Below are 21,798 nucleotides of genomic sequence, written 5' to 3' on the forward strand. Positions count from 1 at the left end.
ATTGTATGTTAATCACGTTATTAAATTGGTGCTTAATTTTTAAGTGGAGATATTATGAAGGATTGGGGGAAATGGCATGGCATTGATAAATAAAATGGAACGACAAACTAGAAATTCAAGGGTTCATGAAGTAGTAGAAGCAACGTATAATATCCTTAACGTTAAAGGGGAAAAATATATTGAGGTAACTACATACGGCTCCAAGAATAGAGAATTTAAAGGTAAGGCCAGCCAAATTATGCAATTCGATCGAGAAGCAATTAATCAACTTAAAAAAATTATTGAAAAAGAGTATCAGTAAATTAGAAATGGAGACTCAATCATGTTTGATGAATCGATTCGCGAACTTATTAAGAATCAGGGTGCTTTAATTGAAAGTCAGGGAGAGTTGCCTGAAGAGATCTTGCAATTTGCGTATGATGAAAAGTTGTTTAAGTGTTTTTTATCAAAAGAGCTTGGTGGACTGGATTTAGAACTTCCCGATGCGGTTCGTGTTTTCGAAGAAGCTTCTGAAATGGACGGGAGTTTTGGGTGGCTTGTGGCGATTGGTTCCGGAGGGAATATGTTTGCTCCTAACTTTAAAAAGAGTACGTGTTTGGAACTGTTTACTGTGGAAGAAGCATTGATTGCTGGAAGTGCGCATTCAACGGCGAACGCTGTGAAAGAAGATGGCGGATACCGTGTGACAGGTGAGTGGAGGTATTGCAGCGGTGCATCTCATGCTTCAATGTTTACGGCAAATAGTAAAGTAGAAGGTACGGATGAGATCGTGACATGTATTTTCATCCTGGCTCAAGTTGAAGTGATTAAAGATTGGGATGCTTTTGGATTAAAAGGCACAGGAAGTCATACAATTCGTGTAGAAAATGCATTTGTCCCGATGGATCGAATATTCGATTTGACGAAGCATGAAAATGAATTTTCAAGTTTAGTTCATACATTTCCATTTGTCCAATTCGGGCAAAGCTCATTTACAGCAGTGAGTTTAGGAATTGGTCAAAGCTTTTTTGAAGAAGTGAAAGTCATCCTTGAGTCCAATGAAGAAAGCTGGTCAAAAGGAGATAAGTTTGAAGTTGTAACAGCGATTGTAAACGAGAAACTTCTTGATTTCACTCAAATAAAGGATGCTTTTTACTCAGCATTGGAAGAGTTGTGGGAAGCTCATACAGATGGAAAGCCATTAGATGAGTTGCATTTAAACAATTTTTCGAAGGTATGTAAAGAAGCTGCAGAAGTTACAATTGATAGTACAAATCAAGTCATTCGCCACTTTGGAATGGAAGCGGTCATGGAGTCTTCCCGATTGAATCGAATCTGGAGAAATTTATATACTGCAAGTCAGCATACGTTCCTTACCCCTTAAATTGAAGAACAGAGCCATCTACCCATAGATTTGGGAGGTGGCTCTGTTCTTTTGAGATTGAGTTACCGCATAAATTCCATAACAACAAGAGCAATTCCAACTATAAACATACCGACGTGGCCGATACAAATTCGTGGAAAGATTTTTCGGTTCATGTCTTTTTCGATGGATTCCGGTGTTTGGACAGCACACGATTTACAAAAGAGTGAGGACACGATTTGTTTCATCCTACTCATTTTAATTTCAAAGCTTCTTGGATAGCGTCTGGATTGAACCCGAGAATCCATTCGCCGTTTAGTTCGGTTTGTGGAACGCCCATTTGACCTGTTGTTTCGACTAGTTTTTGACCGGCAGCAGGATCATCCTGAACGTTTACCTCTTTAAATTCGATGTTCTGTTCTTTTAAGTAATTGGTCATCATTGTGCAGTACGGACACGTATTTGTTGTATAAACTGTCGCAATGTTTGTCATAGCTTTGGTGCCTCCTATAGATTCATTTAGTTGGTTCCATCTTATATGTTGGAGAAAAATAGTCAAAACAAAAAGATTGACTGCTCGTCAGTTCAATCGTAAACTGATAAGTGAGTAGTAAGTAAAAAGTCTACTTGAGAAGAAGGTTATAGCATGAAAAATCGACTAATTCGTTTAGATTTACTCATTTGGTTTCGCATAGCACGTTTTTATACTAAAAGTCTCCGTTCATCCAATCGACATTTAAAAAAATGGGGGTTAACGGCAGCTCAGTTTGATGTACTCGTCCAAGTCGGTACGTTTGATAAACTTACGCAACAAGAACTTGGCGATAAACTCTTTGTGACAAAGGGGAACATTACACATCTCCTTCAGAAATTAGAAAGTTTAGGTTTGATTGAAAGAGAGCAAGATTGGAAAACAAAGTACGTATCACTTACGGAACAAGGTCGAGCGTTATTTGACGAGGTTGTGCCTGTTCAAGAGGATTTTCAAGCGAACCAGTTTGAAAACCTAACTGAAGATGAAAAGAAGCAATTGAATGAACTACTAAAAAAACTGAAATAACTCTAGGAGGAATAGCGATGGAAATCAAAGGAATACACCATGTATCAGCCATAACGGCAAACGCCAACGAAAATTTTAACTTTTACACGAATGTGATGGGCTTACGATTAGTGAAAAAGACAGTAAATCAGGATGACCCGTCGATGTACCATCTGTTTTACGCGGATGAGAAAGGGAATCCTGGAACGGATTTAACTTTTTTTGAAATTCCAATGGCCGGACGAACGTATCAAGGAAACAACAGTATTTCACTGTCGTCGCTTCGAGTTCCATCGGATGCAGCATTGCGGTACTGGCAAGTTCGTTTTATTGAGATGAATGTGGCACATGAAGACATTAAAGAGAGAGCTGGAAGAAAGACGCTTGCGTTTACAGATTTTGAAGGGCAAAGGCTGATGCTTGTTTCAGATGAAAACAATAAAGGTGTAGCGGGTGGAAAGCCTTGGAGTAAGAGCCCAATTCCAGAAGAGTTCGGGATTGTTGGACTTGGACCTTCACAGTTAACGGTAGCGGATAAAGATAGCATCGTAAATATCTTGACAAATGTCTTTGGATTTAGGAAAAAAGATCAATTTGCATCTGATGTTGAAGGGCAACCGGATATTGAAGTGTTTGAAGTGGCAGAAGGCGGGTCGGGTGCTGAAATTCACGTTGAACACAGACTTGATTTGGCTCCAGAACGCCCGGGTAGAGGAAGTGTTCACCATGTTGCACTTCGCGTGGCAGACGAGGAAGAATTGCATAAATGGATTGAGAAGTTAAATGAAAACCGTATTCCAAATTCCGGGTATGTCGACCGTTTTTATTTCAAGTCGATTTATTTACGAGATCCAAATGGGTTAACGATTGAAATCGCAACGGACGGTCCTGGTTTTGATACAGATGAAGAATTGGAGCATTTAGGAGAAAGTTTAGCGCTTCCGCCATTTCTAGAGCCTAAGCGTGAGCAAATCGAAGCTAAAGTTAAGCCTTTAGTTACTAATTAAGAATGAAACTGTACGCTTGTCATGAATTGTGGCAAGCGTACTTTTTAGTTTGTCAATTTGGTATAATTTTGTTATTAAGAAATGAGCGCTCAATAAAAGGAAAGGGGATGGATGCAATGCCATTAGAAATCGTGCGAAATGACATTACAACGATGCAAGTAGATGCGATTGTCAATGCAGCAAACAGTTCGATACAAAAAGGCGGTGGTGTTTGTGGCGCAATATTTAGCGCTGCTGGTGCAACCGAGTTGCAAGGGGCTTGTGACGAAATTGGTTCGTGTTCAGTCGGTGAAGCGGTAAGTACGGAAGGGTTTCAGCTCCCTGCTAAGAAAATCATACATACGGTAGGTCCAATTTGGCAAGGTGGAAATGCGAATGAGGAAAATTTGCTTGTCAGTTGTTATAGAAATTCCTTAGAACTTGCGGTTACGTTAGGATGTAATTCAATTGCGTTCCCACTTATCTCGTCAGGTATTTACGGCTACCCAAAGGAACAAGCGCTTCAAGTCGCCCTGAAGACAATCCGTGAATTCATTCAACAACATGAGATCTCTGTTTACCTCGTCGTGTTTGATAAAGAAGCATTCAGTTTAAGTGCAGAATTGCATGCATCAATTAGTGAATACATCGACGAACATTATGTCGATGAGCAAGAGAAAAAGTTTGGTCGAATACGTGAAGCTGAAGAGATGATTTATCAGCAGTCTAGTATGGAATCGGTTTCTGAACCTTTAGAAGCAGTAAGTGAAAAGCGTAGTTTAGACGACGTTTTAGGCCAGTTAGAAGAGTCTTTCTCTCAAAGTCTCTTACGATTAATTGACCAAAAATCGATGACTGATGTAGAAACGTATAAGAAGGCGAATATCGATCGAAAGCTTTTCTCCAAGATCCGAAACACGGAAAATTACAACCCGATGAAAAAGACCGTATTGGCATTTGCGGTTGCACTCGAACTTAATTTAGACGAGACGCTGGATCTATTGGGGAAAGCTGGGTATACCTTGTCGAGAAGTAACAAGTTCGACGTGATTCTTGAGTATTTTATTGAACGAGGGAATTATAATGTTTTTGAGATTAACGAAGCACTTTTTAGTTTTGATCAAATGACGTTGGGCGCATAATGTCGCTTTTGGAACGACCAATTCAGTTCGAATGCTTGTTATTCTTGTTGTAGATGAACCAGAGAAATGTTCTGGTAACAACCGAGGAGGATGACAAGTATGAAGAAAAGTACAACGGAATTGGTTTTTATATTAGATAAGAGTGGTTCGATGGCTGGTCTAGAGGCGGATACAATCGGTGGCTACAACGCGATGCTTGGGAAACAGAAGAAAGAAGAAGGCGAAGCGATTGTAACAACGGTGTTATTTAATCATGCTAATGATTTACTGCATGACCGCATTCACATCAAAGGGATTGCACCGATTACTGAACGGGAGTATGAAGTAGGTGGAACGACGGCTTTACTGGATGCCATCGGGTTCACGATTCAAAAAATCGGCAACGTCCAAAAACGGACGAGTGAAGAAGAACGGGCCGAAAGAGTGTTATTCGTAATTACAACGGACGGAATGGAAAATGCGAGTAAAGAGTATGGGTATGAAAAAATTAAAAAGATGATTACCGACCAAAAAGAGAAGTTTAACTGGGAATTTATTTTCCTAGGAGCAAATATCGACGCGCTATCCACTGCTGCAAAGTTCGGTATTCAGGAAGAATATGCCGTGAATTACCATGCAGATAGTGAAGGAATTGAAGAGAATTTTCAGGCACTGAACGAAGCCGTAGCAACTTTTCGTAGAGGTGAGAAAGTAGAACGTTCATGGAAAGCATCGATAGAGAGTGATTTTGAGCGACGTAGTTAAGAAAGAATTAGAAAACGAGATGGAGTAAAATTTCCACCTCGTTTTTTAGTTATTTACGAACAATAAATGCTAAATGTCTTCCGAATTTTCGGTCCTCGCGGTAAGAAAATCCGTCCGGATCTATATAGGTACACTTAAGGTCTATGGTAATTTGATTGGCGGGGACGCCGGCCAATTCACATTGCTTTTTCACAGTTTGCTGATTATCGATATGGTATTTCTTTGTCGTTTCATTGAAATGCATATACTCTTCCGCATACCCCAAGTCATCGAATTGCTTGTAGACATCTTCATCGACTTCAAACTTTTCCTGACTTAGTGCGGGGCCTATTTGAACTTGGAAATCTGCAGGATTGCAGCGCTCAACTTCAGTTAAATGAGTGAACAGTTTGTGGGTTATTTCCTTTACAGTTCCTTGCCAACCGGAATGGATCACGCCTATAAGACCATTCACTTTATTGTGAAACATAACTGGGACACAATCGGCGGTGAAGGCACCAAGTACGATATTTGGCTCATATGTATATAAGGCATCGACATCAGCAATTGCTGTGTTCTTATTTCTAGCGCCTTTGCCTTTATCTAAAGACGAGACTTTATGGAAGTTTGCGCTATGGGTTTGATTGGCCAAGACAAAGTCATCTATAGAATGATCTAAAGAAAGGGCTAACTTTTTACGGTTATTCAAAACAGATTCAGGGTTTAGGCAAACATGAAGTGCCATATTGTTCTGTTCGGGTTCAATTTTGTCCTTCAGGGTTATGCCAGATACAAACGTGTCATTGTCTAAATAGAGTACTGTTTTCATAAGTTCACCCCAATTTGTTGATTGAATACCTTGAAGATAAGTTTTCAGCTTTTCATCATAGTCATGTTTTTAAGTTCTTGAACGGACCGTTTTCCAGTTAAAGCCATAGACACATCTAAATCATGCAGAAGGTCACTAATGACTTTTTCGACCCCTTTTTGTCCATCAATTGTAAGTCCATAAATGTAGGGACGACCTAGTAAAACGGCATCTGCTCCAAGTGCAAGTGCTTTTATAATATCTGTACCTGTTCGAATTCCGCTATCTAACAAGACGGGTATGCGACCATCAATAACTTCGACAATGTCGGGAAGTGCATCTAATGACGCAATGCAGTGATCGAGTTGTCTGCCTCCGTGATTGGAAACGATGATGCCGTCTACTTCGTGCTCAAGTGCAAGCTGAGCGTCTTCAGGGTGTAGAATGCCTTTTAAAAGGATTGGAAGATTGGTATAGGAGCGAACCTTGATTAAATCATCCCAATTGAGCCCTGGCTGGTCGATAATTTCATTTTGTTTTAAAAGGGCTGCATCTTTGTCCTCTAGTGGGGACTTTTCCAACAGTGCACAAAAAGCTGGATCCGTTAAGTAGTTGCCACAGCCGTGCCCTTCCATTAGAGGAGAATAGCTGTTTACGTAGTCCGTTTTTCGAACGCCGAGCATCGGTGTATCGACTGTAACGACAATGGCTGAATATCCGCTCGCTTCTGCACGTTTAACAAAGCTTTCTGTTACAGAATCCTCAGTCGAACAATACAGTTGAAACCATCGTGGCTGGTCACCCATTTCCTCGGCAATCTCTTCCATGGAAAAGGAGGATGCACTACTCACAATGTAAGGGATTCCAAGTGATGCGGATGCACGTGAAGAAGCAAGTTCCCCTTGTGGATGCGCGATTCTTTGAACACCAATTGGTGCAAGGAGAAGTGGAGTAGTTAGTGTTTCGCCAAATAAGGAAACAGAGTACTCCCGTTTCGTGAGGTCACGTAAAACACGGGGGCGAATGGTCCAGTTATGGAATGCCTGAATGTTTGCATCCATTGTGACTTCGTCTCCAGACCCCCGGGCGATGTAATCAAATGCCTCTTTTCTCATATGTTTTTGTGCATTTAATTCTAAGTTTCGGTTGTCCATTGTTCAATCATCTCCGTCCAATAAAATACCTACGTATTGCCTGATATTTATTATAACAAACGGTTTTTTACTATGTTGTAAATCTGAGAGAAAGTATAGATAAATCAGTGAATATGCCCAAAGAAATAGGAACTGCCTCGTTGACAGTTCCTTTGGCGTTCAAATATTCCGATTCAACATACGCAATCCATTCAAGATAACAAGGATTGTACTTCCTTCATGACCAATGACTCCAAGTGGAAGATCCACGACTTGCATGAAGTTCGCTACGATTAGAATCGCGATGACTGTAATCGAAAAGAAGATGTTTTGCTTCACGATTCGATTCATCTTGCGAGAGAGTTTGATAGCGTATTTGATTTGTGTTAAATCATTTCTCATTAAGACGACATCAGCCGTTTCTAACGCTACGCCTGTGCCATCGCCCATTGCGATTCCCGTTGTTGCGGTGGCGAGCGCAGGTGCGTCGTTTATACCATCTCCGACCATTCCCACATATACATATTTCTTTTGAAGCTGTTTTAAATGCTCCACTTTTTCTGCAGGTAAGCATTCGGCTTCATAGTCATCAATTCCAGCCTCTTTGGCAATGACTTGTGCTGTTTTTTCATTGTCTCCTGTGAGTAGAATTGTGTGAATGCCGGCTTTCTTGAGATTTGCGATTGTTTGAACTGCCTCAGGACGCAGCGTATCTTTCAAAGCGGCAAGTGCCATAATCCCATCTGCATCCCGCATGAAAATAACCGTTTTACCTTCTGAGGCTAAACTTCCAGCGACGCTGTCTGAAAAACCATCGGCTTCTTCAGTGCCTACAAATGCAGGCTTCCCGACGAGGTATTCCTTCCCGTCCTCAGTAGCTTTAATGCCCCAACCAGGTACGTCTTCAATGTGGATGCGCTCATTTAAATCCAAACCTTCCTCATTTGCGTACGTTGTAATTGCTACAGCAAGTGGATGGTTGGATTGTGATTCAATGCGTCCAAGAATCTCAAGCACAGTTTTTCTGTCTAATCCTTCGCGAACGACAAAGTCCGTTACAATTGGTTTTCCTTGAGTAAGTGTTCCGGTTTTATCGAAAGCGATAGCCTTAAGAGAACTTAGATGTTCTAAATGCAATCCGCCTTTAAATAAAACACCTTTTTTTGCTCCATTTGAAATGGCAGCAAGTGTTGCAGGCATAATTGAAGCAACAAGGGCACAAGGTGAAGCGACAACGAGAAGAACCATCGCTCGGTAAATCGTAGTCGTCCAATCCCATCCGAAAACAAAGTGGGGAAGGACCATCATAATTAGCACGGAGATAATGACGATTCGCACATATGTTCCCTCAAAACGTTCGATGAATTGTTGAGAAGGTGATTTTTCACTTTGAGCGGATGTGACCATCGTAATAATTTTTTGGAACAATGTTTCTGAGTTTGGCTTGGTCATTTCAACGGTTATCACACCGTTTAAATTCACAGTTCCCGCATAAATCGATTCCCCAACGCTTTTTGTAAGAGGAATGGATTCACCGCTAATCGCGGATTCGTCAATGGTACTTCTTCCATCTAAAATCACGCCATCAACGGGAATACTTTCGCCTGGTTTGATGAGAATATGCGAGCCTGTTAGTAAATCTGCGGTTGGTACGAGTGTTGCTTGGTCGTTTTCATCAAGTAACCATGCAGATTCAGGTTGCAGTTTAACTAGAGATGAAATTTCCTTGTGACTTTTATTTAACGTATACGTTTCTAATGCACCGCTCATTGCAAAGATAAATATAAGAATGGCACCTTCAGCCCAATAGCCGATAATAGCTGATCCAATCGCGGCAAAGACCATGAGCATCTCTACGTTAAGCTCTTTGTTTTTAATTGTTTCTTCAATGCCTTCCTTTGCTTTCGCAAATCCTCCAATGGCAAACGCCAGTAGATAAAGAACAACAGATGTTGTCCCTTCACCGAAGGACCAGGCAATGAGAATGAGTATGCCTGATACAACAGCGGCAATCAATTCAACGTTCTTGAACATCTTTTGAAACGGGTTTTCCTTTTCCTCTGAAGTTGTTGTCATTAGTATCCCTCATTTTTATAAATGTTATCTATTTATATATAGTATCACATTAGAATGATTATTGTTAAGCAATTTGCTATAAAAATTGATTAAGGAATACTTTCATTCGTCTAAGCATAGGATAAGTTTGAGCATCTAGCGAGCCGTAGGTTTTAATTTTCCGGGAAATATTATGACTAATGAGGAAAGGGGTTAACCAACTTGATAACTAAAAAGCTAAAACTTATTTTCACGATGGAGACGGGCAGTACTGAAAGCCACGAATCTCTTTTTATATTGGAAGAGGCACTTAAAGGTGGGATTACAAGTTTCAGGCTTACTGAAACAGAAGCCAAGAGTTTGGAGTTTGCGAAGGAATGCAAAGAACTCTGTCGTACCTATGGGGTTTCATTCATTGTAAATAAAGAGATTGAAACAGCCATTGCATTAGATGCGGATGGAGTCCATATTGAATTTAAAAATTGTGCAGGTGTCCGAGAACGTATTGGACCTTCTAAACTCCTTGGTGTAACTGTAAATACAGCGCGCGAGGCATTTTCGGCCGTGGATGCCGGTGCAAATTACATTGCTGTGGGGCCATTATTCGAATCAGAGAATGCTTCCTCAGTTGCAGAACTTGAACTCATTCGAGAGATTGTTAGTCAGCTGCCTGGATTACCTGTTATTGGATATGGAAATATATCGGAACGTAAAATAGGTTCCGTCATTAGAAAAGGTGGATCTGGTGTGATGATTTCTTCGGTTGCAGCTGGAGAAGAAAGTATCGCTGAGTTTGTACGCCGTTTAAAAGGGCAGGTCCTTCTATCCTTAACGGGCGTAGAAATGCATTGAGTAGTGTATAGGTTTTGGTTCTGTGTGAAACGCTTCGATAAAGGAGGCGAATTTCATGGAAGACTTTGAAATACAAACCGTCGTGAATCGAGCAGATTTAATTCAATTTAAATGGAACGACTTGGGTGGAACGTATAATGTGTATCGGGATGGCATCCTCCTCTATGAGGGTACAGTCCCGGAATTTAGTGATGGTGATTTTAAACATGCCAAAATGTACTCCTACGCAATTGAACGAGTTGAACACGGTGAAGTCGTTGATGTTATCGCGCTTCAAACGTCTGCATACGCAGAGAAGAGAAATGTTGAAAACCCGCTTCAGTTTCTAGTGCTGACAACAATTGTTGCAAAAACAAAGATTGCATTGTGTTGGGAACGAATTAAAGACATTGATAGATATGACGTCTTTCGAAACAATGTCTTACTAGAAACGGTTCATACGAACCAATATATAGACCAAGACTTTTCATTGGATGAAACCTATACGTATTCGATTTTCTCGAATCGACCATTAGCCGAATCGATAGAACCACTTAGTTTCGGCAAGTCAATTATTGCGCGAGCTATTGGAAAGATGCACCCTTTTTCATCCAAAGGGGAGGCAGAAGTAGAAAACTTTAAAATGATTAAAGTCATTGATAAGCCGAGGAAGTTATTGACACCTGTGATGGATAAAAGAACGTATAAGTCGATTGACGATTGGCATTTTCTGTACACGACCTTTTTGAAAGATAAATGGATCAAGAACCCAAACCTTCTATCACTGGATTCTTATTTTGAAGGGGATGGGAGAGGGTTTCATCCAGAAGGAAAGGGATTTAGAACCCGTGTGGACATTGAACTTGCATACAATAAAGCACAAATTCCAATGAAGTTTACAAAAGAAACTGGACGATCAGCATCCTACACTAAAGCTGGAAGGTTACGTAAGTCCGAATTTGCATCTAAAGAAGGAATTTTTTTTAAGCGATTGGATCACGGCAAAGAAGAGGCAGGTTTTTTACTAACCCATGCGGTTGGAAACCCGCTTATTTCCTCGCCTGTAATCGATTATGAAGTACGTGCTGTGATGCGTCGCGATGGCACGTTTGATATGACGGGTTTTCATGACCAAGCTCCTCACCATGAAATCTACTTGAAACAAGGTGAAAAGGGGGAGTGGGTAGCCATTCATCAAGCTGAAAGTAGAGGTCTTGCATGGATGTCACCTGTGATGTCAAAACAATACTGGCGAATTTCAAATTTTGAGTAACTAGTGAGAAAGCGTGAGTGCTTTCTCATTTTTGGGTTATCTTTTTGACAACCAAATTTAAGTTGGGTTAAATTAAAGAATAAATGATAGTGTTATATATGAAAAGTGGTGAGTAAAGTATGGGTTATTTATATAGACTCTTTGGGAATCCAACCAAAGAGGGGCTACTGGAATTGACGAGTGTAAAAACAGCGATTGTCTATTATAGTTCGGGAGGAACCAACTACAAGCTTGCTCAGTGGGCGTCGGAAGCGGCGAAAGAAACGGGTTCTGAAGTAAGAATGCTAAAGGCTGCCGAAACAGCTCCGCAAACGGTCATTGATTCGAATCCGGTGTGGAAAGCACATATCGAAGCGACAAAGGATGTTCCTGAAGTAAAGCCTGAAGATTTAGCGTGGGCAGATGCGATCATTTTCAGTGTGCCTACACGTTTTGGAAACATGCCCGGACAAATGAAAAGCTTTTTCGATACAACAGGTGGTTTATGGGCAGAGGGCAAGCTTGCAAATAAAGTGGTCAGTGCGATGTCATCTGCACAAAATCCACATGGCGGCCAAGAAGCTACAATCCTATCTATTTATACGACAATGTATCACTGGGGTGCACTAGTGGCAGCTCCGGGTTATACAGATCCTGTTACATTTGCGGCAGGTGGAAATCCATACGGAACGAACGTCACAGTTGGACAAGATGGGAAAATGGTCGACGATGAGGCAGTTATTAAAGCGGCGGTCTTTCATCAGGCGAAACGTACAGTTAAAGTTGCGGAAGCACTCCGACGAATATAAGCGAAAAAGCCAGCTAGTCATGAACTGCACCACCATTTGTTAGGTAGTATCTAACAAGTGGTCGTGCAGTTTTTTTTGTTTGTTTTGTTTGTTCTCGTACTGTCGAGTGTTGCTCCCGCACTGGCGTGTTTATTCTCGTACCGAGTGACTTTGTTCCCGCAACGGGTAGGTTTGCTCCCGTAACGAGAGCTTGCCCGCTTTTATTCCCGTATCGTCGAGTGTTGCTCCCGCAACGGCGTGTTTATTCCCGCAACGCGCTGGTTTGCTCCCGTAACAAGACCACGCCAGTTTTTATTCCCGTATCGTCGTGTGTTGTTCCCGCACTGGCATGTTTATTCTCGTACCGGGTAACTTTATTCCCGCAACGCCCAGGTTTGCTCCCGTAACGAGACCACGCCAGTTTTTATTCCCGTATCGTCGAGTGTTGCTCCCGCACTGGCGCGTTTATTCTCGTACCGGGTAACTTTATTCCCGCAACGCCCCGGTTTGCTCCTGTAACGAGACCTCGCCAGCTTTTATTCCCGTATCGTCGAGTGTTGCTCCCGCAACGGCGAGTTTATTCTCGTACCGGGTAACTTTATTCCCGCAACGCGCTGGTTTGCTCCCGTAACGAGACCTCGCCAGTTTTTATTCCCGTATCGTCGTGTGTTGTTCCCGCAACGGCGTGTTTATTCTCGTACCGGGTAACTTTATTCCCGCAACGCCCCGGTTTGCTCCCGTAACGAGAGCAAGCCAGTTTTTGTTCCCGTAGCGTCGAGTGTTGCTCCCGCAATGGCAGGTTTATTCTCGTAACGGGTAACTTTATTCCCGCAACGCCCCGGTTTGCTCCCGAAACGAGACCTTGCCAGCTTTTATTCCCGCATCGTCGTGTGTTGCTCCCGCAACGGCGTGTTTATTCTCGTAACGAGTAACTTTATTCCCGCAACGCCCCGGTTTGTTCCCGTAGCGAGAGCTCGCCCGCTTTTATTCTTGTAGCGTCGAGTGTTGCTCCCGCACTGGTGTGTTTATTCTCGCAACGGCTAACTTTATTCCCGCAACGCCCCGGTTTGCTCCCGCAACGAGACCTCGCCAGTTTTTATTCCCGTATCGTCGAGTGTTGCTCCCGCACTGGCGTGTTTATTCCCGTAACAAGTGACTTTATTCCCGCAACGCCCCGGTTTATTCCCACGCAGCGCTTCCACACACTTCCGGGCACAAAAATTCCAACAAAAAAAGAAAAAGCCCGAAAGCTTTTTCTTAACTCATTCTCCGATTTTCACATGGTCGACGGTTAACTCATTTAACATGTCCATATCTACTTCGATTCCCAAACCAGGCTTATCACTTAGATAAACGAATGGGATCTCGTAGTTTAGGTTGCCAATGTCTTTGCTGAACATTAACGGTCCGACGAGTTCGTTACTTTGAATCGCCTTTTTAGCTAAAGATAAATGAAGTCCAGCAGCAGAAGCGACTGCAGATTCTACCATAGAACCGACTTGGCATGTGATCCCGGCTAGTTCCGCTTGATGAACTAAATGTGTTGCAGGATAGATGCCGCCGCATTTCATGAGCTTGATATTGATAACATCCGCTGCGCGTTTAATGATGACCTCGCGCATTTCTTTATTTCCATGGAGTCCTTCGTCAATCATGACAGGGAAGTTCGTTTTTTGTTTAACTTCGAGTAATGCATCGATGTCACTTGCAACGACAGGTTGTTCGATCCAGTCTAGTTTGCAATCTGCAACTTGTTGAAGCACATACATGGATTCAGCGCTTGTTTTCCATCCTTGATTGGCATCGACTTTAAGCGGAACATTGGGACCAACCGCTTCGCGAGCAGCACGAATACGTAGGATATCCAAATTCTTATCCGTTCCTACTTTTAGCTTTAACGACTGATAGCCATCTTTAATTGCCTGTTTCGCTTTCTTTGCTACAACCTCAGGAGGCAGAATGCTAATTACTTGAGGTACTTCAAGCGTTTCATGATATTGACCACCAAGCAGATTATAAACAGGTTGGTTGGATGCTTTGCCCATTAAATCGTAGCATGCAATGTCAATCGCTGCTTTTGCAGAAGGTGCCCCAAAAATGGCTTGATCCATTTTCTCGTGAATTTTCTCGATGTTGAACGGGTTTTCGCCGATTACAACAGGCGCAAGTGTTTTCTGTAATTGCATAAATGTACTTTCAAACGTTTCTCCAGTTACGTGCTCGTCAGGTGTTCCTTCTCCGTAACCAATAAGTCCCGTGTCCGTTTCCATTTTGACAATAATGGAAGGCATATCGTCATACGTAGTATAACTTATGATAAAAGGTTCTTTAAGTGGTAATCGAATGGCAAATAACTCTATCGAAGTAATTTTCATTTAGATTCTCCTTTTAAATAATCGATTAATCCGTTTACGAATAATTCGACGCCAACAGGAAGCATTTCTTCATCGATATCAAATTTCGGGTGATGATGACCATACGGGTGTGATGCTTTTCCGATACCAATAAAGGTATACGATGCTGGGATTTCAACGGAATAATAAGCAAAATCCTCACTTCCCATAATCGGGTCGATATCAACCACTTTGCTCTCGCCAAATAACTGCAAAGCCGTATTTTTCATGAACGAAGTTAAGTCTTTGTCATTTACCAAAGCAGGATCCCCGTGTTCGTAATTTATTTCGCAGGTAGCTCCGAAAGATTCACAAACACCTTTAATAATCGATTCCACTCGTTGGCGAATAAAGACCGAAGTTTCTTGATTGAAATAGCGAACGGTTCCTGTAGCTGAAGCCGTGTCTGGAATGACGTTATACGTTGTACCTGAATTCAAAGTTCCAATACTAAGGACTGCTTGTTCTTTTGGCGATAAACTACGGCTAATAATACTGTGAAGTTGCGTAATGACATGAGAAATAACGAGCGTCGGATCGATGGTTTCATCTGGCATCGAACCATGTCCACCTTTTCCGAGTATGGTAAAGGAGAAGCGGTCGGCCCCGGCCATCGTAGGTCCTTCGCGAAAGCCAATCAGACCCGTTTCAAGTGGTTGCCATAAGTGATAACCGAAGATTGCATCTACATCTTTAAGCAATCCGGCTGAAACAAGTTCAGTGGCTCCACCGGGAATTTCCTCTTCAGCGTGTTGGAAAATCAACAAAATTGTTCCATGGATCTTGTCACGATTACTTGTGAGATACTTGGCAATCCCCAGTAAAATGGCCATATGCCCATCGTGCCCACATGCATGCATAACCCCTTCGTTTTTTGAAGCGAAGGGTAAATTTGTTTCTTCAGTGACGGGCAGCGCATCGATATCAGCGCGTATGCCAATCGTCTTCCCGTTATGAGCACCTTGAATCGTCCCAATCACATCTTTACCAGTGAGGCTATGTGTTTCAATTCCAAGTGCTTGAAGTTCTTTTTCGATATAATCCCGCGTGTTTTTTTCTTTGTAGGAAACTTCAGGGTTCTCATGAAGGTACCTGCGTTGTTCGGTAATCCACTGTGTTAGATCTTGTTGTATGTTCACAAAAATTCAACCTCACATTTAATTTTGAATTAAGAAAAACCAATTAAGTGCGCAACAGTAACGAAAATCGCGCCTAATAGATAATGGATAATAATCAATGGGAAAATCCATTTCACCCATTTTATCCAAGGGATACGGGCTAATGCTAGTCCGGCCATGAAGTAACCAGATGTAGGTGTGAAGATATTTGAAATCCCATCACCAAACTGGAAAGCTAGGACTGCGGTTTGCCTTGTAACACCGACTAAATCGGCTAAAGGTGCCATAATTGGCATCGTTAGAGCGGCCTGCCCACTTCCTGAAGGGACAATAAAGTTCAGGATACATTGAACGACATACATACCAATTGCGGCAAGTGCGCTAGGCATGTTGTCAATACTTGAAGCAAGTGTATTAAGAATCGTGTCCATGATTTTACCGTCTTGAAGGATAACTAGAATCGCATTCGCAAATCCGACGACAAGAGCTCCCATAACGAGAACTTGACAGCCTTTAATAAAGGCTTCAGCAATTTCACTGAAATTCATTTTTCCGAAGATCCCCATGACAATTCCCATAAGTAAAAACAGTCCTGCAATCTCAGATAAATACCATTCCAGTTCAATAACGCCATAAGCTAAAGTGACTAAGGTAGCTAGTAATGTTAAGAAAATCAGTTTATGGCCAGTGTTCATAGAAGTCATCTCGGTAGCAGCCACAATTTCTTGGTCTGGACTTCCGTATAACACACTTTTCGTTGGATCATTCTTTATTTTTTTAGCGTAGCGCATGACGTACCAAATGCTTACAGAAAGGAATACGAACCAAAGGACAATACGGAATCCCATCCCTGAAAACATCGGAACTTCAGCAATTCCTTGTGCAACTCCGACTGTAAACGGATTCATAAAGGCAGCGGTAAATCCTGCAGAAGTTCCAAGTAACACTACTGCTGCACCAACCATCGAATCATAGCCAATTAACATCATCAGAGGAACTAAAATCGTAATATATGGAATCGTTTCTTCCGCGAGTCCCAACATCGCACCGGACAAAGCGAAGAACGTCATAAGTATTGGTATGAGTAAAATTTCCTTGCCTTTCATTTTGGAGGAAATACTCCCAACAGCAGCAGTAATTGCTCCTGTAGATTGAAGGATTCCAAATGCCCCTCCAACAATAAAGATGTAAAAAATAATGCCAGCAGAGTTTGTCATCCCTTTATGAATGGATTGAAAGATATCCATAAAACCGGAAGGAGAAGATTCTACCTGTTGATACGTACCATCAATTACGATTGTACGATTATCTTCATTCACCATGCGATCGTATTCGCCCGCTGGGACGAGATAAGTTGCAATTGTTGCAAGAATAATGACCATGAATAAAATTACATACACATGTGGAATACCAAACTTCCACTTCTTCTCTTTCGACGGATCTGTCAGTTGCTGATTATCCAAACGTTTTCCTCCTTGCATATAGTAGTCGCTAACTAGTCGTTAATTCATAACAGTCTATCGGAAAATAAAATGTTCGTCAATAGTATTTAGATTATTATGAAATAGTATATAGTGACTCAAAAAGCGTAGAAAAAGAGCTTAATCCAGTATGGATATGCATTTAGATGAATAATTATCACGTTGGAATCTAGTAATAATTAATTTTTATAGGTAAGTAAATTAATGAAATATGTTGGAAAAAGCAACTTAGATGGGCAAGTCCAATTGATAAATAGCGCGAGGTCGTCCATGTTGAAAAGGTTGTTCTTCACCTATGACAGTCAAATACCCGCAATCGGCAATCTTCTTCAACATTCTTTCCGCACTTCGTCTAGTTACTTCGAAATACTCCCCAATATCACTCGATGTAAATCTGTTTACGGGTCTTGAATTGGTAAACTGAATTACTTTATTTAAATTGGTCACACTAATGCCAATTTCACTCGCTAATTGAATTAAGTCTTCGTCCTGACTTTGAAGGATGAACTTCTTTGGTTTATCATCTTGAACGTCGATGACCACTTTGTCTTCCGTAACGATATGCATATGGATAGGTAATTCACTCTTTTTTGATTGGGAATAGTTAAGTGCAATTTGCACATTGGATTCGGCTTCAATAATCGTCATACCGTATCCAAACCCAATAAAAATAGGCAAGTTCTCATCATTTGCGTAGGACGAAAGATCGTCTAGCAACTTCAAATTGGTAAGCAAGTACTCAATGCTTCCTCTTGTCCCATATAAAGCAAAAGTGTCCGTATCGGTAAGTTGAACCGTACAATTGATTTGCTTCGCGAAATAGTGCACTTTTTTACGAAGGTTTTCTAAGGAGACGATTGAATCGAATGTCTTTGAAAAGGCAATCAGACCAACCGCAACTTGAGAATGCTTAGCATGCTGCAAAACGCCTAAACTCTTTGCTTCCTCTAACGCATCGATAATATTTTTCTTAGGATCAACCATACGCATACAAGGAATCTGCAATTCTACGAGTTCATCATAAAGTGAATGAATACTTGTAACGACAAAGTCAATCTGTTTGGACTCCCATAGTGAAGCATGAGTTTCTAGGATGTCGGTCGTGACGAAATCCTTTGTAAAATCATTGGCTAACCATGGATAGTCGGTTACAAATTTTGGTGTTGGCTGAATCTCAAGTTGAAGAAGAATTAAATCGAGCAATTCCCGGTCGGGCAAATCAATCGAAATTCGTTCCAATGGAGCAATTTTCTTATTGGAGATTTCTAGTAGCGTTAGTGCAATATTTAATTCATTGTCTTCTATGTAAGCAGTGGGTTTGTTAAAAGGACCTAGATTCTTTTTTGTGAAAAAGTAAGGAAGAACGCCAGAGAAAAGATACACATCACAGTGATTTGCTTTCGAAATTAGATTGGACACTTCCTCTGCCGATTGGTATACAAAAGGGATGACTTCAATTTTACTAACTTCGGATGCATAGCACATCACCTGCGTAACCAGATCTTCCGAGCCGAATAATGCAACTTTTGTAATCAATCAATTTCCCTCCTTAAACTAACAATGAGTTTATTTTAGCACAAAAAAAAGGAAAGGCACGAGGGCCTTTCCTAGAAAATTTACTTATAGAGTTTTGGTAACTTTATATTTTTCTTTTAGTTCCGCTAATAATACTGTGTATTCGGTTTGAACACCTTTTTCAAACAGTAGTTCTTTGACTTCTTCTTTACTGTCTTCGAAAGTAGCTTCTTTCGCTTCTTTCTTATCCGTTACGTGGATAATGTGAAAGCCGTGTGTTGTTTTTACAGGTTCGCTAATATCCCCTACGTTCATTGAAAAAGCAGCTTCAGTAAACTCCTCTACCATTCTAGTAGAGTTGAAGAAACCTAATTCTCCGCCGTTCTCTGCATTGGACTCATCTGTAGAGTATTCTTTCGCAAGCTCAGCAAAGTCTTCGCCAGCATCTAACTTCTTTTTCACTTCATTTGCAGTTGCAATATCTTCCACCAAAATATGACTTGCTTCTACTTGTTCTTCTTGATTAAAGTCTTCTTTGTTTTCTTCGAAGTATGCTAGAATCTCTTCTTCAGAAATTTCTACGCGTGGTTCGATTAATTGGCGAACTGAAAGAAATTCAGCAATGTTTTCTTTAAACATAGCTTTTGTTACATTATTTTGTGTTAATAATGCTTCAAACGTTTCTTCTCCACCGAGTTCTTCAATCTGTGTAGCCATTTCAGCTTCTATCTCATCGTCGGAAGCTTTAATTTTCTGATTTTTAATTTCCAAAGCGATTAACTTTTGATCGATTAATGTATTCAGCGCTTGTTCACCAGTTGAACTCACAAGCGAGTTATACAATTCTTCTTTTGTAATTTTTTCTCCGTCAACTGTTGCAACAGATTCTTCTTTTGAAAACCCAGGGATGACAAGGATTGCAATTGCCACCACACCAAGTGCTATAAGCGAAATTAACCATTTTTTATTCATCATTTCTCCTCCAAATCTTTGATAATTCTATCATATAATTGAATTATGAACAAACTATTACGGAAATAAAAAATCCAAGGATTCCCACTAATTTATCTTGTGAGGAAGGGTAATTGTGAACTTTGTACCTTGTCCTTTTTCACTAGCAACAGTAATCGTCCCGTTGTGCATCGTGACTAGTTGTTTAACGATGGACAAGCCAAGCCCAAATTCACCGTAAGGATTCGATGTCCGCGAAACAATGGCCTTGTAAAACCGACTCCAAATTTTTTCGATGTCTTCAGGATCGATGCCAATGCCTGTATCTTCTATTTCAATCGTCGTTTCATGTTCTCCGGCAATTCCTCGTAAAAATATACTGCCATTTTCGGTAAATTGAATGCTGTTTTTTGTAATGTTAATTAAAATCTGAGTGAGACGATCATAGTCAGCAAATACGGTAATTGTTGAATCTGATGAAACGAAAATTTTGTTGTTGCGTTCGCTTGCAATACCTTCGAGTTGATCTTGAATAACTTCTAACAATTCGACAAGTTGAATATCTTGTTTGTGGAGACTAATTTGATTGGCTCGAATTTTTTCATAGTCTAAGTTCTCATTGACCAAGCGAATAAGTCTGGTCGTTTCACTGCTGGCAAGACCAAGTCCTTTTTTCTTTTCAGATTCGGGTATCATATCGTTTTTCATGCCTTCGATGATTCCTTTAATCGTTGTTAAGGGAGTCCGAAGCTCATGGGATACATCTGCCATGAATTGGCGTCTTCTATTTTCAAGGTTCTCGATTTCATCCATAGACACATTCAATTGTTCGACCATTTTGTTGAAGTCCTCCGCAAGTTCGCCGATTTCATCGAAGTTGGACGATTGAATCCGAACGGAATAATCGCCTCCAGCGACGGATGAAGTAGCTTCGCGTAATCTTTTAATTCGATTCACATGAAAATGCGATAAAATCCAGCTGAGTACTAAGGCGACAACAAGTGCGAATAATGTTGTATATATTAAATATTGATTCATACGAGAAATAACTTCACGCGACCCTTTGATAGGCGACGTTAATAGGACGCCCCCTATGAATTGGTTGTTAAGATGATAAGGTAACAAAACAAATGTTACGCCTTCATCAAACCGTTTCAATTCTTGTTTAACCGTTATGGTGTTGCCATTTTTAAGTTGTTGCCATTCGTCTTGATTTAATTCAATAAGCGGTGTTTTTAGACCCGTTGAATAGATGACCGCTGACTTTTCATCAAATAAACTGTACTGAATATCTTGTCCATTTAGCACGTTTCCGTATTGTTGCAACGTGTTTCTAGAATTGAACTGATCTTGTCCAATGTCCCTCAAAATATTCGTTCCATATGTAGTGAGCTCTTCGGTTTTATTTTCATAAACGAATTGCTCAACGAAATGAGAGAACATCAAGCTTAGGAGTAAAAAGGCAATAATTATTACGGAAATATGGCTTGCCAGTTGTTGGTATAAGTATTTGATTTTCATTTCGAATCACCTAGCGGATCTGCGGTTTCATCGAACCGATAACCTACACCCCAAACCGTGTGAAAATAGGAATGTTCTGCCGTTGAAATTTTTTCGCGAAGACGTTTAATATGAACATCGACAGTTCGGTCATCCCCGTAGAAATCATATCCCCAAACATTATCTAGAAGTTGGTCGCGAGAAAATACTTGTTTGGGGTGTTGAACAAAATGGGAAAGCAGGTCAAATTCTTTCGGCGTCAAATTGCGTATTGGTTCACCGTCACGAAGTACTTCACGAGTGCTTTTATTAATCGTGAAATGCTTTGTTTGAATGAGGTTTTCATCGACCGTGAGCTCTGTAGTAGGCGTGTATCTGCGTGTTACCGCTTTAATCCGTGCCATCAGAGCCAATGGGCTGAACGGTTTTGTGACATAGTCATCTGCTCCCATTTCAAGGCCAAGGACTTGGTCCGATTCGCTATCTTTTGCAGTCAGCATAATAATGGGGCGGGCGTACTTTTCCTGCCGTAGCTTTCGACAAATCGAAACACCGTCCATTCCTGGCAGCATCCAATCAATAATTAAGCAGTCCCAGTTTTCTTCACGCGCGCGGTTATAACCTACCAGGCCGTCCTTAACGAATTCCCCTTGAATTCCTTCTTTTATAAAAAACATTTCAATCATCGCAGAGACACTTTCATTGTCTTCAATTACTAATATCTTCAACAGAGCGCACCCC

At 41.1% G+C, this 21,798-nt stretch carries 20 protein-coding genes; 9 read left to right on the forward strand and 11 right to left on the reverse strand.

Going from position 1 to position 21,798, the window contains the following annotated elements; all coding sequences use genetic code 11:
- The first annotated feature begins 76 nt into the window (after window positions 1-76).
- Both ACXYMX_RS04300 and ACXYMX_RS04305 read left to right on the forward strand, forming a co-directional pair.
- The gene (locus ACXYMX_RS04300) at window positions 77-301 is read left to right on the forward strand and encodes a hypothetical protein (RefSeq protein ID WP_459043005.1); all 225 of its coding nucleotides are present in this window, start codon (window positions 77-79) and stop codon (window positions 299-301) included.
- A gap of 21 nt (window positions 302-322) precedes the next feature.
- Window positions 323-1,363 (forward strand): acyl-CoA dehydrogenase family protein, encoded by a 1,041-nt coding sequence (locus tag ACXYMX_RS04305; protein WP_459043006.1) that lies wholly within the window; start codon window positions 323-325, stop codon window positions 1,361-1,363.
- Window positions 1,364-1,595: 232 nt separating this feature from the next.
- Here ACXYMX_RS04305 and ACXYMX_RS04310 read toward each other — a convergent pair whose 3' ends face one another.
- A complete protein-coding gene (locus ACXYMX_RS04310; RefSeq protein WP_459043007.1) occupies window positions 1,596-1,835 on the reverse strand; it encodes a glutaredoxin family protein in 240 nt (79 codons plus the stop codon).
- A gap of 153 nt (window positions 1,836-1,988) precedes the next feature.
- Between ACXYMX_RS04310 and ACXYMX_RS04315 the strand changes: the two genes are divergently transcribed.
- From ACXYMX_RS04315 to ACXYMX_RS04330, 4 genes are all read left to right on the forward strand, one after another.
- Window positions 1,989-2,402, forward strand: a complete 414-nt coding sequence (locus ACXYMX_RS04315; RefSeq protein WP_459043008.1) for a MarR family winged helix-turn-helix transcriptional regulator — start codon at window positions 1,989-1,991, stop codon at window positions 2,400-2,402.
- Between the two features lie 17 nt (window positions 2,403-2,419).
- Window positions 2,420-3,388, forward strand: coding sequence for a ring-cleaving dioxygenase (locus ACXYMX_RS04320; protein WP_459043009.1), 969 nt, complete (start codon window positions 2,420-2,422; stop codon window positions 3,386-3,388).
- A 116-nt stretch (window positions 3,389-3,504) separates the two neighbouring features.
- Complete coding sequence (locus ACXYMX_RS04325) at window positions 3,505-4,509, forward strand: macro domain-containing protein (RefSeq protein WP_459043010.1); 1,005 nt, start codon at window positions 3,505-3,507, stop codon at window positions 4,507-4,509.
- Between the two features lie 99 nt (window positions 4,510-4,608).
- A complete protein-coding gene (locus tag ACXYMX_RS04330; protein WP_459043011.1) occupies window positions 4,609-5,253 on the forward strand; it encodes a vWA domain-containing protein in 645 nt (214 codons plus the stop codon).
- A gap of 49 nt (window positions 5,254-5,302) precedes the next feature.
- On the opposite strand, the gene pgeF is transcribed toward ACXYMX_RS04330, so the two are convergent.
- The 3 genes from pgeF to ACXYMX_RS04345 all read right to left on the reverse strand — a co-directional run bounded on the left by pgeF (window position 5,303) and on the right by ACXYMX_RS04345 (window position 9,249).
- Window positions 5,303-6,061, reverse strand: coding sequence for a peptidoglycan editing factor PgeF (pgeF, locus tag ACXYMX_RS04335; protein ID WP_459043012.1), 759 nt, complete (start codon window positions 6,059-6,061; stop codon window positions 5,303-5,305).
- Window positions 6,062-6,105: 44 nt separating this feature from the next.
- Window positions 6,106-7,194 carry an alpha-hydroxy-acid oxidizing protein gene (locus tag ACXYMX_RS04340; protein ID WP_459043013.1) on the reverse strand — a complete coding sequence of 363 codons (1,089 nt, stop codon included), beginning with the start codon at window positions 7,192-7,194 and terminating at the stop codon, window positions 6,106-6,108.
- A gap of 159 nt (window positions 7,195-7,353) precedes the next feature.
- A complete protein-coding gene (locus ACXYMX_RS04345; RefSeq protein WP_459043014.1) occupies window positions 7,354-9,249 on the reverse strand; it encodes a heavy metal translocating P-type ATPase in 1,896 nt (631 codons plus the stop codon).
- Window positions 9,250-9,450: 201 nt separating this feature from the next.
- Here ACXYMX_RS04345 and ACXYMX_RS04350 point away from each other — a divergent pair, with 201 nt between their 5' ends.
- From ACXYMX_RS04350 to wrbA, 3 genes are all read left to right on the forward strand, one after another.
- Window positions 9,451-10,080 carry a thiamine phosphate synthase gene (locus tag ACXYMX_RS04350; RefSeq protein WP_459043015.1) on the forward strand — a complete coding sequence of 210 codons (630 nt, stop codon included), beginning with the start codon at window positions 9,451-9,453 and terminating at the stop codon, window positions 10,078-10,080.
- 55 nt (window positions 10,081-10,135) lie between these two features.
- Window positions 10,136-11,332: a DUF3238 domain-containing protein gene (locus tag ACXYMX_RS04355; RefSeq protein WP_459043016.1), complete on the forward strand. Its 1,197-nt coding sequence runs from the start codon at window positions 10,136-10,138 to the stop codon at window positions 11,330-11,332.
- Between the two features lie 173 nt (window positions 11,333-11,505).
- Window positions 11,506-12,120, forward strand: coding sequence for an NAD(P)H:quinone oxidoreductase (gene wrbA / locus ACXYMX_RS04360; protein WP_459043017.1), 615 nt, complete (start codon window positions 11,506-11,508; stop codon window positions 12,118-12,120).
- Between the two features lie 1,241 nt (window positions 12,121-13,361).
- On the opposite strand, the gene ACXYMX_RS04365 is transcribed toward wrbA, so the two are convergent.
- From ACXYMX_RS04365 to ACXYMX_RS04395, 7 genes are all read right to left on the reverse strand, one after another.
- Window positions 13,362-14,474, reverse strand: coding sequence for a mandelate racemase/muconate lactonizing enzyme family protein (locus tag ACXYMX_RS04365; RefSeq protein ID WP_459043018.1), 1,113 nt, complete (start codon window positions 14,472-14,474; stop codon window positions 13,362-13,364).
- A complete protein-coding gene (locus ACXYMX_RS04370; RefSeq protein ID WP_459043019.1) occupies window positions 14,471-15,631 on the reverse strand; it encodes a M20 metallopeptidase family protein in 1,161 nt (386 codons plus the stop codon). Before ACXYMX_RS04370 ends, ACXYMX_RS04365 begins: the two co-directional genes overlap by 4 nt.
- Window positions 15,632-15,660: 29 nt before the next feature.
- On the reverse strand, window positions 15,661-17,073 hold the full coding sequence (locus tag ACXYMX_RS04375) for a YfcC family protein (protein ID WP_459043020.1): 1,413 nt from the start codon (window positions 17,071-17,073) through the stop codon (window positions 15,661-15,663).
- Window positions 17,074-17,319: 246 nt separating this feature from the next.
- Window positions 17,320-18,627 (reverse strand): hypothetical protein, encoded by a 1,308-nt coding sequence (locus tag ACXYMX_RS04380; RefSeq protein ID WP_459043021.1) that lies wholly within the window; start codon window positions 18,625-18,627, stop codon window positions 17,320-17,322.
- An 84-nt stretch (window positions 18,628-18,711) separates the two neighbouring features.
- Complete coding sequence (locus tag ACXYMX_RS04385) at window positions 18,712-19,578, reverse strand: foldase protein PrsA (protein ID WP_459043022.1); 867 nt, start codon at window positions 19,576-19,578, stop codon at window positions 18,712-18,714.
- A gap of 87 nt (window positions 19,579-19,665) precedes the next feature.
- The gene (locus tag ACXYMX_RS04390) at window positions 19,666-21,078 is read right to left on the reverse strand and encodes a sensor histidine kinase (protein WP_459043023.1); all 1,413 of its coding nucleotides are present in this window, start codon (window positions 21,076-21,078) and stop codon (window positions 19,666-19,668) included.
- Window positions 21,075-21,785 carry a winged helix-turn-helix domain-containing protein gene (locus ACXYMX_RS04395; RefSeq protein ID WP_459043024.1) on the reverse strand — a complete coding sequence of 237 codons (711 nt, stop codon included), beginning with the start codon at window positions 21,783-21,785 and terminating at the stop codon, window positions 21,075-21,077. Before ACXYMX_RS04395 ends, ACXYMX_RS04390 begins: the two co-directional genes overlap by 4 nt.
- Window positions 21,786-21,798: the final 13 nt, after the last annotated feature.

This window comes from Sporosarcina sp. CAU 1771, from assembly GCF_054482775.1.

Coding starts and splice junctions, on each gene's coding strand:
- ACXYMX_RS04330 (WP_459043011.1), top strand. CDS start 4,609: ATGAAGAAAAGTACAACGGAATTGGTTTTTATATTAGATAAGAGTGGT.
- ACXYMX_RS04340 (WP_459043013.1), bottom strand. CDS start 7,194: ATGGACAACCGAAACTTAGAATTAAATGCACAAAAACATATGAGAAAA.
- ACXYMX_RS04315 (WP_459043008.1), top strand. CDS start 1,989: ATGAAAAATCGACTAATTCGTTTAGATTTACTCATTTGGTTTCGCATA.
- ACXYMX_RS04390 (WP_459043023.1), bottom strand. CDS start 21,078: ATGAAAATCAAATACTTATACCAACAACTGGCAAGCCATATTTCCGTA.
- ACXYMX_RS04300 (WP_459043005.1), top strand. CDS start 77: ATGGCATTGATAAATAAAATGGAACGACAAACTAGAAATTCAAGGGTT.
- ACXYMX_RS04305 (WP_459043006.1), top strand. CDS start 323: ATGTTTGATGAATCGATTCGCGAACTTATTAAGAATCAGGGTGCTTTA.
- pgeF (WP_459043012.1), bottom strand. CDS start 6,061: ATGAAAACAGTACTCTATTTAGACAATGACACGTTTGTATCTGGCATA.
- ACXYMX_RS04320 (WP_459043009.1), top strand. CDS start 2,420: ATGGAAATCAAAGGAATACACCATGTATCAGCCATAACGGCAAACGCC.
- ACXYMX_RS04355 (WP_459043016.1), top strand. CDS start 10,136: ATGGAAGACTTTGAAATACAAACCGTCGTGAATCGAGCAGATTTAATT.
- ACXYMX_RS04385 (WP_459043022.1), bottom strand. CDS start 19,578: ATGAATAAAAAATGGTTAATTTCGCTTATAGCACTTGGTGTGGTGGCA.
- ACXYMX_RS04310 (WP_459043007.1), bottom strand. CDS start 1,835: ATGACAAACATTGCGACAGTTTATACAACAAATACGTGTCCGTACTGC.
- ACXYMX_RS04365 (WP_459043018.1), bottom strand. CDS start 14,474: ATGAAAATTACTTCGATAGAGTTATTTGCCATTCGATTACCACTTAAA.
- ACXYMX_RS04345 (WP_459043014.1), bottom strand. CDS start 9,249: ATGACAACAACTTCAGAGGAAAAGGAAAACCCGTTTCAAAAGATGTTC.
- ACXYMX_RS04325 (WP_459043010.1), top strand. CDS start 3,505: ATGCCATTAGAAATCGTGCGAAATGACATTACAACGATGCAAGTAGAT.